The sequence below is a fragment of the Alteromonas sp. CH_MED4-4 genome (genome assembly GCF_037029575.1).
In the GTDB taxonomy this organism is placed as follows: Bacteria; Pseudomonadota; Gammaproteobacteria; order Enterobacterales; family Alteromonadaceae; genus Alteromonas; species Alteromonas macleodii.
Map to the genome: position 1 here is coordinate 43,556 of NZ_JAYMEU010000023.1, position 13,826 is coordinate 57,381.

Below are 13,826 nucleotides of genomic sequence, written 5' to 3' on the forward strand. Positions count from 1 at the left end.
CTATTCGATAGGGCTTACGCATATATAAAGGGATGTTATTATTTTATGGATGAAAATCTTTTAGCTTTTCCAATTAATTACAGAGCAACATTAAAGCACCTTCGCCAAGACCTTAAAGATGATTGGTTTTTTGATACCGTTAGATATGAAGATTTACTTTCGAATACACGGAATTTACATGAGATCTTGTCTAAAAACCTGGAAGAAAATCATGGTGAATACAAGTCTGGCCACCGCACCATGTACGATGTGCCAAAAAGATCTTTAGGCCTTCGCTATTCACTTGAAACTGACTTCTACGATAGATTTCTTTACCAAGCTATTTGCACTTATTTGATCCCATATTTTGATCCAATTTTATCGCATAGAGTGTTTAGTCATCGTTACAATAAGCATGGGAAAGAAAAGTACCTTTTTAAACACAGAATTGAGCTTTGGAATACGTTTGAAAATATTAGTTATATTGCGCTTGAAGACGATAAAACACTACTTATAACTGATCTGTTAAATTACTTTGAACAAATATCAATTGAATCTATTGAGTGTGCGTTCATTGGAATGATGTCAGCAATTGACGCCTCTGGAGCAGAGAAAAACAATATTAGAAGTGCCATCAATACGTTGAAAGTGTTGTTGCAAAAATGGTGTTACAACGAAAGACATGGTTTACCACAAAACCGCGATGCTTCATCTTTTATAGCAAATGTTGTTTTAGATGCCGTTGATAAAAGAATGGTAGATAAAGGATATGACTACTTCAGGTATGTAGACGATATTAGGATTATTTGTAGCGATGAATTTGAAGCCAAAAGAGCTCTTAATGATCTTATTTTTGAACTGAGAAAATTAGGCCTAAACATCAATTCTAAGAAAACGGAAATACTAAACAATAGTAGTAAAAACATAGACGAGTTTTTTCCGAGCTCTGATGAAACGATGATCCTTATCGATACCATGTGGCGCTCTAAGAGTAAGAAAGTAATTGCTCGTTCCATTCCTATTCTGTTTGAATTTCTGCAAAAACAAATACGGAGTGGTGAAACACAAAGTAGGCCTTTTAGATATTGCATAAATCGATTTAAAACATTAATAAGTTCAAATATATTTGATTCAAAATCCATTCTAGCGGGTGAAATAGCTGATGCTTTAATAGAAGAATTACCGCACCAAGCTGTATCTTCAGATCAGTTCAGCAAATTATTAATGGATTTAGATTTATCTGCTGTGCAGTGTGAAAATATCGTAGATTTTATTAAAAATAAGGATATAGCTATACATGGGTGGCAGAACTATCACTTGATTATGCTTTTAGCTTACAAGAAGTTTAAGTCATCAGCATTGGTTGAGCACTGTAAAAAGCTAGTAATTCTTGATATTAAAAGCCCAGAATCTCCAGCATGTTTTATTTACCTTGCGTCAGTTGGTCTTGAGCAAGAAGTCGAAAGCTTTATCCCACTATTTAATGAGTCATGGCCTTATCAACACCAAAGATGTTTTCTTATAGCATTACAAGAGTCTGATCCTAAGAAGCTTAGCCCTATGTTTGGCAAAGTTGGTTATCGTACAAAAGGAACTGTTAAAAGAATGAAGCAAAATAAGCACTTCTCAGGGAAAACTATTTATCTTAGAGACTTTAATACTACAGTGATTACTGAGGTTTATAACGAGTTATCGCCTTATGAGTAAAGGGAAAACGTACTTTTTACTTTATCAAAAGGATTTCTCTGAAAAAGGTGGAGATCGTTATTTTCTTTACGATGAAGTAGATTTCGCTGAGGTATCATCGGAAAAAGTAATTTCTTTAGAGGGGGTTATAGTTACGCATGATTATTGGTTGCTCGCTAGTTCAATTTACAAAGACCATCAGTCGCTTCCGAATATAGTAATTGACGCAGTCTTGCTTTCAAAAATTGTTGCAGGACACAAATCGGCTCAAGGAGATGTGCAGGCTTGGGATATTTCTCAAACAATAAAGCCGTTATTTAATGATGCTTCTGACTTTGATAAATATTTAGAAATTTTCTACAGGCGTAGAGAATTAGAATTAGACGTGTATATGTTGTTCGCTCACAAATTGGCAGAGTTCTTTGATTTAGTTTCAGAGCAAGCTTCAAAAGCTGGGGAAAGCACGCGTTTTTATCAGCTGGAGTTGCCGATTTATAATAAGTTAATGTTAGCAGCATGCAAAGGACTTAGGATTAACAATGATCGTTTAAGAGAGCATAAATGTGCTTTAAAGCATGATTTTTATAGGAGTCTAAAGCTTTTTGCGGAGAAGCATAATGTAATGTATGCGATTCCAAATGATGATGAAATTAAAGAACAGCTAGAAAGGTTAGGGTTTAACACTCAAGATTATAGTACTGAATATTTACTAGACTTTTTGCCAATTGACTCAGGATATGGCCAAGACTTGCGCTCGCTTCAAAAATTAAACAAAAGTTATAGGATTTTTAACTCAATTTCGTCAGGAAGCAACCGCTTAAAGCCAATAGTTGAAACCTATTGGACTTCAACCTCAAGAATTTATCATCGTTCTCCAAATCTTCAGAATATTTCTAAGAAATACAGAGATATATTTATCGCCGATGAAGGGCTTCAGCTTTCTTATGTTGACTATGATCAGTTTGAAGTAGGTATTATGGCAGCTTTATCTTCTGACCCGAAAATGAAGCAAATATATGAAAACAAAGATGCTTATGTAGATTGTGCTAAAGCTATTTTTGGTGATGAGAGCAAGAGGAAAAAAGCGAAAGTTTTATTTTTATCGTATACATATGGGATGTCATTAGAAAATATTCTCAATTCAGTTGAAGTTAATGGCGGAGATAAAAAAGTTGCTCAAAGATACTTTGAAGAATTCTCTGTTTATGAGGAGTGGAAAGAGGCCATATATCGGGAATATTTTGATAATGGTCGTGTTTCTTCAATCTCGGGTAATTTCTTAAATAGGAGAGGTGAAGGAGAATTAACGGAAAAAGAAAAAAGATCTGCCGCAAACCATGTAATCCAAGCTACAGCAACTTTCATCTTTAAAAAAGCTTTGTTGAAGCTCTCAAACCTGAAAGGTGCTCAAATACTTATTCCGATGCATGACGCTGTACTGTTTCAACATGACAATACAGTTAACCCAGAATCTGTAATTGATATTTTTGAGCGGACTATGACTGAAGCTTTGGAGGGCAAAGTCAACGGGAAAGCTTCTAAAGAAGAGTTTTACTTGGAGTAACTTAATTTTGGGGGATAGGTCAGATTACTGCGGCAGTATTTTCCCCAAAGTACCGAGTTATCAGTACACAGCCAACAAAAACTTAGCAGTCTAGCGAGACAACTTAACGAAAGACCAAGAAAAACGTTAGACTATGAAACACCAGCACAGAAATTTAGTAATGTGTTGCGCCTATTGATTAAATTCAAGACAAAAAGCAGACTGTCATTGTGGCTGATACGACGATAGTCCTATGACTGCTCGTAAACTCTTTGTAAATAATATTTAAAAGTTGCAGTCGTTCTAAAAGCGATAGGAAAATAGCAATAAAACTTTGGGTTGAGAGATAGCTCAACTACCACCGAAAAGCTATATAAAGCAGGTTGATTATTATTTGACCAGTTGTTTTCATTTAGTGTATTGTTTAATTTGTGATCAATATTAAGCAAGGGAGTGCACAAAATGAAAATACGTCTCGCTACATTTACAGCGTCATCAATACTTTTTGTTACCATCAGCTATGCGCAAGATGCTCCTCGAGCAAAAGAGAAAATAGCAGATGATGGTCGAAAAATAATTGAAGTAACCGATCCTGGTAGGGGGGAGGAGACCGAACAGTCTGACATCAACGCTACAAATCTTTTTGACGCTGTGATTAACAGCCCTAGCATTCCAACCGAAGTGGCTAAGCGAACCGCAGACTTTATTAAACACCTGTTAAGTAGGCGCAAAATAGACACCGATTTACTTTATGGATACGTGCAAACGCTAAATGCTAATTTAAGTGCGTTGGGGGATAATGAATTTGTCCGAGATATGCGGGTGATAACCGACAAGCTGCGAGACAGTAGCTACACAGACAAGATTCACTATAACACCAATTTAAGTAACCAGCTTCGGACGCGAATGCCAATTATTGTTGCTGCTAGCGCAAAGCTAAATGACACTACTTTGACCGCGTCGCAAGTCGAGTTTCTAAAAGAAGACTTTAGGGATGAACTAAACCTTTTCTCAGATAAATATCTGAAAACCAGTCGCTTTCAAGCAGGGCTGGGGATTTCGTATGCATATACCCCGATCATTGAATATACCAGTAACAGTCGGCTTGATTTAAGCCAGTTTGCACCATCAACAGGAGGGAGAAGTACGTTGGTAAATTTTGATCAGGAATTTGCCAACAAAAGCTATATCAACTTTGAAATAGCAGCAAAGCTCCCTTGGCTTGAGCTAGGTTTGAGTATCCCTACATACTCTGAAAGCGCTACCATAGTCGCTCCTGTGGGCAGCCAGCTTCTTAATGGATCTGAAACTGCATGTTCCGGCCCATTCCGATCACCCATTTCGGTTCAATCCGATCACTGATTTCGGTCTAATCCGATCGCCTATTTCGGAGTTATCCGATCAAAAATGACGTTTTTCCGAAATCACTGATCGGAATCCCGAAATCTTCTTCTTTTTCTCATTAAATCAATTGGTAAGCTCCACTTCATCACTTTATTGAAGGAATGAGCTGCCATGGCGAGAAAGAGAACCGATATGAGAAAGATTAAAGACGTCCTGCGTCTCAAATTCGAAGTAGGATTAAGCCATCGAGACATCGGCCAATGCTTAAGTCTTGGCCCTTCAACCGTGAGTGAAATACTCTCGCGCTTTAAATCCAGTGACTTATCGTGGCCGTTGCCGCAAGCGCTAAACGATAAAACGCTCGAAGCGCAGTTGTATAGCACCGGTCCCGTTCAGCGCCAGAAACGGCTGCCTGACTTTATGCTAATGCAGCAAGAGTTGAAGCGCAAAGGCATGACTAAGCTCTTGCTGTGGGAAGAATATTGCGCCGAGGATAGTGCGTCAGCCTACGGCTACACGCAGTTCTGCGAGCACTATCAGCGTTGGCTTAAAAAGCAGAAACGCAGTATGCGACAACATCACATCGCAGGCGATAAGTTGTTTATTGACTACTGCGGACCAACGGTACCTATCATCAATCCTGATACGGGCGAAGTTCGTTATCACGCACAAATCTTCGTTGCGACCTTAGGCGCAACCAACTACACCTATGTTGAAGCTGGCCGCTCACAACGTGAAGAAGACTGGATAATGGCGCACGTAAGAACGTTCCGCCACCTTGGCGGTGTACCCCGTTTACTTGTGCCGGATAACCTGAAATCGGCCGTTACCAAAGCCCACCGCTACGCGCCTACGCTAAATGAAAACTATGCCAGAATGGCGCGGCATTATGGCTGTGCCATTGTGCCTGCACGCCCATATAAACCGAAGGATAAAGCCAAAGCAGAAAATGCGGTGCTGATTGTTGAGCGTTGGATATTAATGCGATTGCGACGTGAGAGCTTCTACACCCTAGCGGGTCTAAATGCGCGGATTAAAGTGTTAATGGCAGAGTTAAATAATCGGCCACAACGCTTATACCCAGGCTCTCGTCGTGAACAGTTTGAACTGCTCGATAAGCCAGCCTTAATGCCATTACCTGGCACCATGTATGAGTACATCGACAGTAAATGGGCGAAGGTAGGGCCGGATTACCATGTGTTGTACCAAAAGCATGCTTACTCTGTACCACACACTTTAGTGGGCAACACGGTGACCATAGAGGCAAGTGGCAGTGTGGTCAGCATCTATCATCACAATCAACTGGTAACACAGCACGCTAAATCAGCAAAAGAAGGCGGCTTCTCAACCCAAAAAGAACACATGCCGGACAGCCATGTAAAACAGCGCTTCAGTGCTGAGCGCTTACTGCACTGGGCTGAGAATATCGGTGTGGGTACCCGTGGTGTGGTGCAGTGGCACATCCATAGTCGCAAACATCCTGAGCAAGCGATTAAAAGCTGCTTAGCTATCCTAAACCTCACTAAACAACATGGTGCTGCGCGACTTGAAGCCGCTTGCCAAAAGGCATTACTGCTAGAACGCCCTCACCGGAGTGTGGTGATGAACTTACTCAAACATCATCAAGAAAGCATACCGAGCACCGCTGTCGAACACGATGAGCAGCCTGTAACCCATCACAATATCCGCGGCCAGCATTACTATCAATAGGAAAACCCATGACACAATCTCAATTACAAGAGCAACTACGTAGCTTACGGCTTGGGCACTTCGCTCAAGCGTTACAGCAACAACAAAGCCAAGCGACAACTTACGACGAGATGAGCTTCGAAGAGCGCTTAGGATTGCTGGCACAGCATGAAATCCATTGTCGGCAAGACAGCAAAGTGAAGCGTTTACTGCGCCAGGCAACCTGACGTGGTCAACCAAAATTGACCAACCCAGTTAAGCTACTTTTTTCAATTTCTTCATGTCCGCCTCATATTGATTTGGACTTCTGTAATCTAGATACGAATGCAACCGTTCAGGATTATAAAATGTTGTGATGTATCGCAGCATATCTTGCTGTGCTTCATAACGAGTTTGGTATTGCTTCCAATGCACCAGTTCTTGCTTCAAGCTACCGAAGAAACTCTCAACAACACTATTATCCCAACAATCACCTTTTCGACTCATACTGCCAACAAATTGGTGTCCTTTAAGCAAGCGCCGATAGTCTGCACTCGCATATTGGCTGCCGCGATCTGAATGGACAACCAATCCGGCTTTTGGATTCCGCTGCCATATCGCCATCGTTAGCGCATCACATACTAATTTAGCTTTCATTCTTGAACCCATACTCCAGCCAACGACTTTCCTTGAGTAAAGATCAATAACAACGGCCAAATATAACCAGCCTTCTTGTGTCCAGATATAAGTAATATCCTGCACATAAGCTAGATTGGGTGCATCAACATCAAATTGTCTGTCGAGCACATTGTCAAATATTGGTAACGTGTGGTTGCTGTTTGTCGTGACCTTATATTTTTTCTTGTAGCGAACTTGCACGCCTGCTTCTTTCATCAGTCGGCGTGTAAGACGCCTACCAATAGGATAGCCCAAACAATTCAGTGCTTTTTGCATCCGTCGACTGCCATAACTATGCTCACTGGCTTTGGCAATCTTGTGCATCCATTCTACTATTTCTTTTCGCTTGTCATCATCCGTTGTAGGTTGATGTTGAGTTTTCATATATCTATAAAACCCATTGCGCTTTACGCCTAGTAACCGGCACAACCGATCAACAGGATAGGTATTCTTTCGCTCGGCGATAAACGCGTATTTCACTTCATTTCTTTGGCGAAGAATACAGATGCTTCCTTTAGGATGCGTTTGTCCATTTCAAGCTGTTTCACCTGTGCTTTCAGCTTTCTGATTTCTGCCTGCTCTGGCGTCAGTTTACCGTTTCCTCTGAACGCATGGCCGTCATCATCTTGTTGAAACTCTTTGACCCAGCGGCCAATGATTTGCTGACTCACATCCAACATTTTTGCGACTTCAGAGCGCGTGTGACCTTGGTCTAGCACCAGGCTCACAGCATCCAGTTTAAATTCTTTCGTATACCGCTTTCTTCCGGCCATTTACTTTCTCCAGCTAAGGTTCAATTATATCCTTAACTGGACTGGTCAACTCAATTAAACCACCTCAACCTTGCGCTTAGAGGCTCATGCCAGCCGATTGGAATACCGTGCAGAGCGTGGCCTACGCAAAGATAAAGTCGCCACACTGTTAAGCGGCCAATACTTACATCGTGCCCATAACATTATCGTTACCGGAGCAACAGGATGCGGAAAAACGTACTTCGCATGCGCGTTAGCCAGACAAGCCTGTGAACAACATCATACGGTGCGATATTACCGACTTGGGCAGCTTCTTGATGAACTGAATATCGGCCACGCCGATGGCAGTTACCGACAACAGCTTGCACAACTCGCTAAGAAAAAGTTGCTCATCCTGGACGACTGGGGAATGGAAAAACTGAGCGCACGTCAGGCTAATGACTTACTTGATGTGATGGAAGAGCGATACCAAAACACCAGTACCATTATCGCCAGCCAGTTACCCGTTACCGAATGGTACAAACTCATCAGTAACCCCACTGTGGCAGATGCATTACTCGACCGTTTATTGCACAACAGTCATCGAATTGAACTGGCTGGCGAATCGATGAGAAAACTAGACCAATCCGATCACTTAAGGTAAAACTGGCAGGGACGAAAAAGAAGATGAAAAAGTGATCGGATAAAACCGAAACGACCGATCGGATTCACCGAAATACGCAGAAACGCGCTCGGCGATATATCAATCAACCATTGAGTCTGAACTTGAAGTTGAATATGACTTTTCTGTGAGGGTTCCTATATTGGGGAATTGGAAGCGCTGGAAGTATAAGCGTGCCAATAATAGTCAGATGGATTACGGTATTTTGGCGGGCTTAACTGGTTTTAATATTTCAGATACGATCACAACAGATGTGCGCTTTCGCACAGACAACACTCCTTTTGCAGATTTACCAGTAGGAGAATCGCTTGTGACTTCGCGAGATGTGAGTTTTCAAACCGTGTATTTGGGAGCATACTACGAATTTGAGTTTGTCGATGAGTTATATATGACAGTTGACGTAAAGTGGCACAACAACCGTACAAGTGACGGCAGCCAAATTGATGTAGATGGCTTCACCTCATCGCTTCGTATCATATATTCACCAACGCTAGATTTTATCAATTGGTAAAGTGTCGAGGCTGATGATTTAAAGGTAATGCTTAGTTTCTTTGTTTGAATGATTATGTGGAAATTTCAGGTACAAAAGGCTGCTCAACGTACATAGCAGCCGTTTGCCTTCGAATATGCTAACGGCGGTGACTGGAACAAAAAGGATTAGGGGCATGTATCAGTTCACTCCCGATGATCTATTCTTTTCTAACACCCCGAATATTCCCATCCATAACAAGCGTCTTAACCAGCCCATTTCCATCATCCATCTCAAAACGAACGCTACTTCCATTCTTCGCAAAAAATCGCCCGCCACCCTCATGAAAATACTCTTCATTTTCAACATAAGGTAAGGCGTTAAGCACAAAACCATTGACTGTTTTTTCTAGTACCACATCAACGTTAACTGGGTTAGTTACCACGTAGGTTCCAATGTATTTACTCAGTTCCTTTTGGCTTATGGGTACTAACTTCCTAACTTCAGCTTCCGAGTAACCAACGTTCAACGCTTCTTTTAAGCGTATTTCTAGTTCAGTTATTAACTGCCTGCCGTTATTGCCGTTCGTCATAATGGCGTAGCCGTTGCCGGTATCTAGCTCAATGTATAGCTGCGACATGAACCCAGCATCTGCGCCGCCGTGGCCAAAGCCCAGAATTTTTCCATCGTCACTCATGTTGATAAAAAAGCCGATGCCAACATTAGGTACTTCATTGGTTGGCGTATTGTTGGTTAACATTTCTTGCGCGGTGGCTTGCGATATCCAGTCGGTTTTCTGCCCTAAATACGCGTTACGAACGCCGCTTGCCAATTTCAACATGTCTGATGGCGTACTCCACATGCCTGCAGCTGCTAATGTGGCGTAGGTATGGGCACCACCCTTAATTGGCGCACCGTCTCCGTCATACGGCGTAGCCATATTGTTTGATAAGTTGGTCGATATGGGTTGTTCGAAGCCTGAACGTGTCATGCCTAAAGGTTCAAACAAAAGCCGTTGTGACATAGTTGGCAGGGGCTCGTTAGCTACGTCTTGCAAGGTAAGCTGAGCAAGCGTAGTGCCGCCACCGGAATAACGCATTTGCGTGCCAGGTTGAATATCAACAACAACGGCATCGGTATTGGCGGGAAATGCACCTTCTAGCACCTGCTGCAAAGTAGGTACTGGTTCGCCCGCTGCGTAACCAGGAAAGCCATGTACTGTGGTGCCTGCCGTGTGGCTTAATAATCTGCGTAAAGAAACAGTGTCTTGCCCTGTCCATTCATGTTCAGGCAACTGCCAGCTGGTGAGTAAGGTATTAACATCTGCATCTAAATCTAGTAGGTTGTCTTCGCGGTACTTCATCAATACTGCCGCAAATGCGGGTTTAGAAATACTGCCTGCTTGGAACACCGTGTTTTCATCAATAGCCAATTCAGAAGTCAAATCTTTAACGCCGCTTTGCATGGTCCAAGCTATTTGCCCATTTCTCATAAACGCGACAGACACACCAGGTACATCATAATGCGCTTGTCTTTGCTCTAAAGATTGGTAATCAACCTCTTGCCCTTCAATTCGAATGCGTTCAGTAAGCCCAGTTTTTAAAAGGTTGGCTTCTTTTGATTCTGCGGCAGCAGAAGGGGAGGCGGGCAAGGTTTCAGGCTCTGTACAGCCCAATAACGACGCTAAACAAAGCGAAAGTGTAAAAGAGGGGAAGAGCTTGATTGATGTCATTATGTGTATTCCATTACGAGTGAACGTACCAGAGTACGTTCCTACTATTATTCGGTCAATGCTGACGATTTTCTAGTTCAGGCACTTGATAGCTACTCGCCTGTACCTTCCGCAATCTTCTTTCGCAAGTTAGCAAGCCGTGTTTTATAAGCACCATTCTCAACATTTTCTTCATAGCTCATTGCTAGCGCGTTCTCTCGCATTTCAAGTGCCATGGCTAAATCGCCGTTAGCTTCATAACCGTCTGCCAGGCTGTCGCAGGCGTCAGACTTGTTAGGAAAGCGTGCTACATTTTTCTTAAAAATTGCAATGGCAGAGTCAAAGTCTTGTTTGTTTAGTGCCGCATAACCCGCGTGGTTTACGGCTTTATATTCTGGCTTTGCTTCAAAAGCGTATTTTGCAGAAAGGTCTTTATAGTATTGCTCTACCGCAGGAATACCTTCTTGTATTATCGCACCTGTTGGGCGTAACGAATTTAGCTGCTTTTGAAGCGCCAAGCTCATACCTGCAAGTGCAGTCGTATTGTGGCTTTCAGATGTGTCTAGCTCAGTATCAAAGATAAACCCTTTTCGTTCGCTGCTATTTAGCAGTTCAGAGTAACGTTCGTATGCGCTTAGCATGTTTCCTCCTTCGTTACCCATATTGATATAAAGGTATTTGTTAAGGTCGCTATCTGACGCAAAGAACGCTTTTGCCTCTGGAAATATCACTTCGTCGTGCCACCACAAACTTGGGCTAAATGCGAAGTAACCTTGAAACAGTTCAGGCCGCTCTTGCAGTGCGTATAAGGTAAAAAGGGCGCTTAATGAATGCCCAGAAACAATCGCGTAGTTATTGGTGCGATAGTTTGCCCCTACGTAAGGCTTTAGTTCTTTTTCTAGAAAGTCTAAAAAGTTGTCGGCACCACCAGATATTCCCCACTGGTTGTAGCTTTCATCATAGGTAGGTGTGAAGTCTCGCGTGCGCTCGGTGTTGGTAATACCGATAACAATCATTTCCTGCGCCATTCCAGACTGATTTAGCAGATCAAGCGTGCCTACGGTATGGGCAAAATTACGCTGTCCATCTAGCAAGTATAAAACTGGGTAGGTGGATTCTTTGTAGCGGGAATAGTTATTAGGTAAGTGAATAAGCAGTTCTCGCGACTCATTCAAAATTTCTGACTTTATTGTTGTAACCACGGCCTCGCCACGCACTTTGGCGTTTACGTGAAAGCTAAGGCTAAAAGTAAGTAAGGCGCCGATAAAAACACAGACAAGCTTTTGATACATTTGAAATTCCCTTTCCCGCTATCAGGCGCGAGTTTCTTTTTATAATTGAATTTACCTAAGCTGTCATAGTCACTCAAACTTGTCAAAAAATAACCAAGTCATTAATTGGACAGCATTAACTTTTCAATAGATTGCTCGATGATAGTTCGCAAGTTTTGTTTGTCCTGAGCGGGCAAATAGCGCGTATGAGCATTAATAAACGCAGGTGTTAAATAGATGCGTTTAATTGCAGCGTTTATACGCTCTATGTGTTCTGCACCCTGAGGCGTATTGGGACAGATAACGTGGCCTGATACGTAGTCAGGGTTATCTGCAATAGAGTAACTACGCACTTTAATAGGCATGTTCTCTCCAAAACTTCTGTATAAAGTTGCTGGAAAAATGAGCGCAAAATCAGACTTTCCTTTTGAAAACATTTCCATAAAGCGAGAGTAATAAATATTATTTGCTATACGAAGGATTTGCTCTCGATTAACTTGCTTTAGATCGTCATCTATCCTTTCACCGAATGAGTATTCTTCTGGTAACACAATAAAAGAGTCTGGAAAGGCTTCTAATACACGAGATATGCTCAGTATTCTGCCTTTTTCATCCAAAAATTCTTTTTCTATTGGTGGCAGTGAAGCCAGTTGGTAAAAACGCTGTGTCTGGAAAAAGCTAAGCGGTAGTGAGTAAAGGTGATTTTTTTCGCGTTCAGGTGCTTTTATTTTATTAAGTACGCAAATGTTTTCGCCATGCTGCATATACGCAAAAGAACGCACAAGAGGAACATGAAGCACCGGATCTGTATACCCTATTTCATCAACTAGCATTTGTACCGTATCGACAGAAGTAGAATAGGGATTGCCTTGCAGATTTACCCTTTCAGTAAGAAATGCATTGTCTGCGTGAAACGCCAGAACATTATTCTGCTCAATGCTGTCACTCGAATTTGCATGAGCAAATTTCATTAATGTTATTAAAATGAATAGTCCAACCCTGAACAACTTTTTACTCCTTGGTAAAACCTCAACGCACGTCACCTTGTCTCGCGTTAAACGTACCTTTATTTTGTGACTCTATTAGAAAAGGTAACAGCGTTTGATTTACGTAGTTTTTAAGCGCGGCTTCTACGATTTAACCAATTTACCATCTTTTTGATGTGCTTTTATGAATATTAGAAAGGTTTTCACGTGTTGACGCGCGACTAAATAGAAATTTAGCCCTGTGTAATTAAATTCTGTAAAGGGAGTAAAAAAGCCGCAATCAGCAACGTGATGCGGCTTTCCGAGCTGGGCTGACTAGGCAGCCTTATAGAGAAATTGCGTAAAAGGGGTTAGCTAGAACGATCCTCACTCATAGCTGCCTGTTCAAATACCTTAACGTTATATAGCCACGACCGTCAGTGCACCGAGTGATTCGTCTGCATTGAAAATGAGCGGAAAACAGATAAGGTAGAGCGGAACTTAAATTGCTTATTTATACTATTGTCCCTCTTTGACTCAGCCAGGATATCAATTTATTTTTTTCTCATGTGAGTACCTCAATATGTTGACTAAATTCGGTTGGTGAAACACAAGAAGGTTAATAAAGCAGGCGTCGTCGAAATTTCACTTAAACATGAAGAAAAGTTTAATTAGGTTCATGGTGTGGTTAAACTATACGTTATTTCATTAAAAGCCGCGTGGCTAATGATGAGTTGGCTTTTTCGAAGAATAAAAAAATTAATAGTTGCGACTCAATCTATATTGGTCAGTTGAATTAACGAAGGGCGCTCATTGCATCAGAACCGCGCTGTTTTGATATAGAGCCTTAACACTACCAAATACTCTCAAGTAGTAGTATCAAGGCCTTAAAAATAAAAATTGGAATGCTAGAGTCGAAGTTGTTGTTACTTTGGGAATTTTGAGTCACTAAACAAATCAATTTAGTTCCCAAACTAAATTGGCAGCAAGAGCAAAGTACTCACAGTAGATAACTAGAACCAACTAGTTTCGTTTATCGTACGAATTGGTTATTATTCCCATAGAACCTAATAGGTTTACTTTTTAATAACGACATTCA

General features: G+C 41.6%; 11 protein-coding genes and 1 pseudogene. 8 read left to right on the forward strand and 4 right to left on the reverse strand.

The window, feature by feature from the left end; all coding sequences use genetic code 11:
- Nucleotides 1–45: 45 nt before the first annotated feature.
- The 6 genes and pseudogenes from WA381_RS15170 (at nucleotide 46) to WA381_RS15195 (ending at nucleotide 6,468) form a co-directional block, all read left to right on the forward strand.
- The gene (locus WA381_RS15170; protein WP_156086777.1) at nucleotides 46–1,686 is read left to right on the forward strand and encodes an RNA-directed DNA polymerase; all 1,641 of its coding nucleotides are present in this window, start codon (nucleotides 46–48) and stop codon (nucleotides 1,684–1,686) included.
- The gene (locus tag WA381_RS15175) at nucleotides 1,679–3,229 is read left to right on the forward strand and encodes a DNA polymerase (protein ID WP_156086776.1); all 1,551 of its coding nucleotides are present in this window, start codon (nucleotides 1,679–1,681) and stop codon (nucleotides 3,227–3,229) included. The genes WA381_RS15170 and WA381_RS15175 overlap by 8 nt, the downstream gene beginning before the upstream one ends.
- Before the next feature lie 24 nt (nucleotides 3,230–3,253).
- Nucleotides 3,254–3,411, forward strand: a pseudogene (locus WA381_RS15180) (IS30 family transposase); the annotation flags it as partial.
- 259 nt (nucleotides 3,412–3,670) lie between these two features.
- Complete coding sequence (locus WA381_RS15185; RefSeq protein ID WP_156086775.1) at nucleotides 3,671–4,570, forward strand: hypothetical protein; 900 nt, start codon at nucleotides 3,671–3,673, stop codon at nucleotides 4,568–4,570.
- A 153-nt stretch (nucleotides 4,571–4,723) separates the two neighbouring features.
- The gene (istA, locus tag WA381_RS15190; protein ID WP_404978300.1) at nucleotides 4,724–6,262 is read left to right on the forward strand and encodes an IS21 family transposase; all 1,539 of its coding nucleotides are present in this window, start codon (nucleotides 4,724–4,726) and stop codon (nucleotides 6,260–6,262) included.
- A gap of 8 nt (nucleotides 6,263–6,270) precedes the next feature.
- Nucleotides 6,271–6,468, forward strand: coding sequence for an ATP-binding protein (locus WA381_RS15195; RefSeq protein ID WP_231506549.1), 198 nt, complete (start codon nucleotides 6,271–6,273; stop codon nucleotides 6,466–6,468).
- Between the two features lie 28 nt (nucleotides 6,469–6,496).
- Here the strand turns inward: WA381_RS15195 and WA381_RS15200 are convergent.
- Nucleotides 6,497–7,671 (reverse strand): IS3 family transposase gene (locus tag WA381_RS15200; RefSeq protein ID WP_085929716.1). Its coding sequence is split into 2 segments (ribosomal slippage): nucleotides 6,497–7,401 and nucleotides 7,401–7,671, totalling 1,176 coding nucleotides; the frame shifts between segments, so codons are not numbered across the junction.
- A gap of 70 nt (nucleotides 7,672–7,741) precedes the next feature.
- Here WA381_RS15200 and istB point away from each other — a divergent pair.
- Both istB and WA381_RS15210 read left to right on the forward strand, forming a co-directional pair.
- On the forward strand, nucleotides 7,742–8,293 hold the full coding sequence (gene istB, locus WA381_RS15205; protein WP_289617990.1) for an IS21-like element helper ATPase IstB: 552 nt from the start codon (nucleotides 7,742–7,744) through the stop codon (nucleotides 8,291–8,293).
- Between the two features lie 160 nt (nucleotides 8,294–8,453).
- The gene (locus WA381_RS15210; protein ID WP_156086773.1) at nucleotides 8,454–8,822 is read left to right on the forward strand and encodes a hypothetical protein; all 369 of its coding nucleotides are present in this window, start codon (nucleotides 8,454–8,456) and stop codon (nucleotides 8,820–8,822) included.
- Between the two features lie 178 nt (nucleotides 8,823–9,000).
- On the opposite strand, the gene WA381_RS15215 is transcribed toward WA381_RS15210, so the two are convergent.
- The 3 genes from WA381_RS15215 to WA381_RS15225 all read right to left on the reverse strand — a co-directional run bounded on the left by WA381_RS15215 (nucleotide 9,001) and on the right by WA381_RS15225 (nucleotide 12,733).
- Nucleotides 9,001–10,512 carry a serine hydrolase domain-containing protein gene (locus WA381_RS15215; protein WP_156086772.1) on the reverse strand — a complete coding sequence of 504 codons (1,512 nt, stop codon included), beginning with the start codon at nucleotides 10,510–10,512 and terminating at the stop codon, nucleotides 9,001–9,003.
- Nucleotides 10,513–10,604: 92 nt separating this feature from the next.
- Nucleotides 10,605–11,783 carry an alpha/beta hydrolase-fold protein gene (locus tag WA381_RS15220; RefSeq protein ID WP_156086771.1) on the reverse strand — a complete coding sequence of 393 codons (1,179 nt, stop codon included), beginning with the start codon at nucleotides 11,781–11,783 and terminating at the stop codon, nucleotides 10,605–10,607.
- Between the two features lie 101 nt (nucleotides 11,784–11,884).
- Entirely contained in the window at nucleotides 11,885–12,733 is an 849-nt protein-coding gene (locus tag WA381_RS15225; RefSeq protein ID WP_231506548.1) for a hypothetical protein, read from the reverse strand.
- Nucleotides 12,734–13,826 lie beyond the last annotated feature (1,093 nt).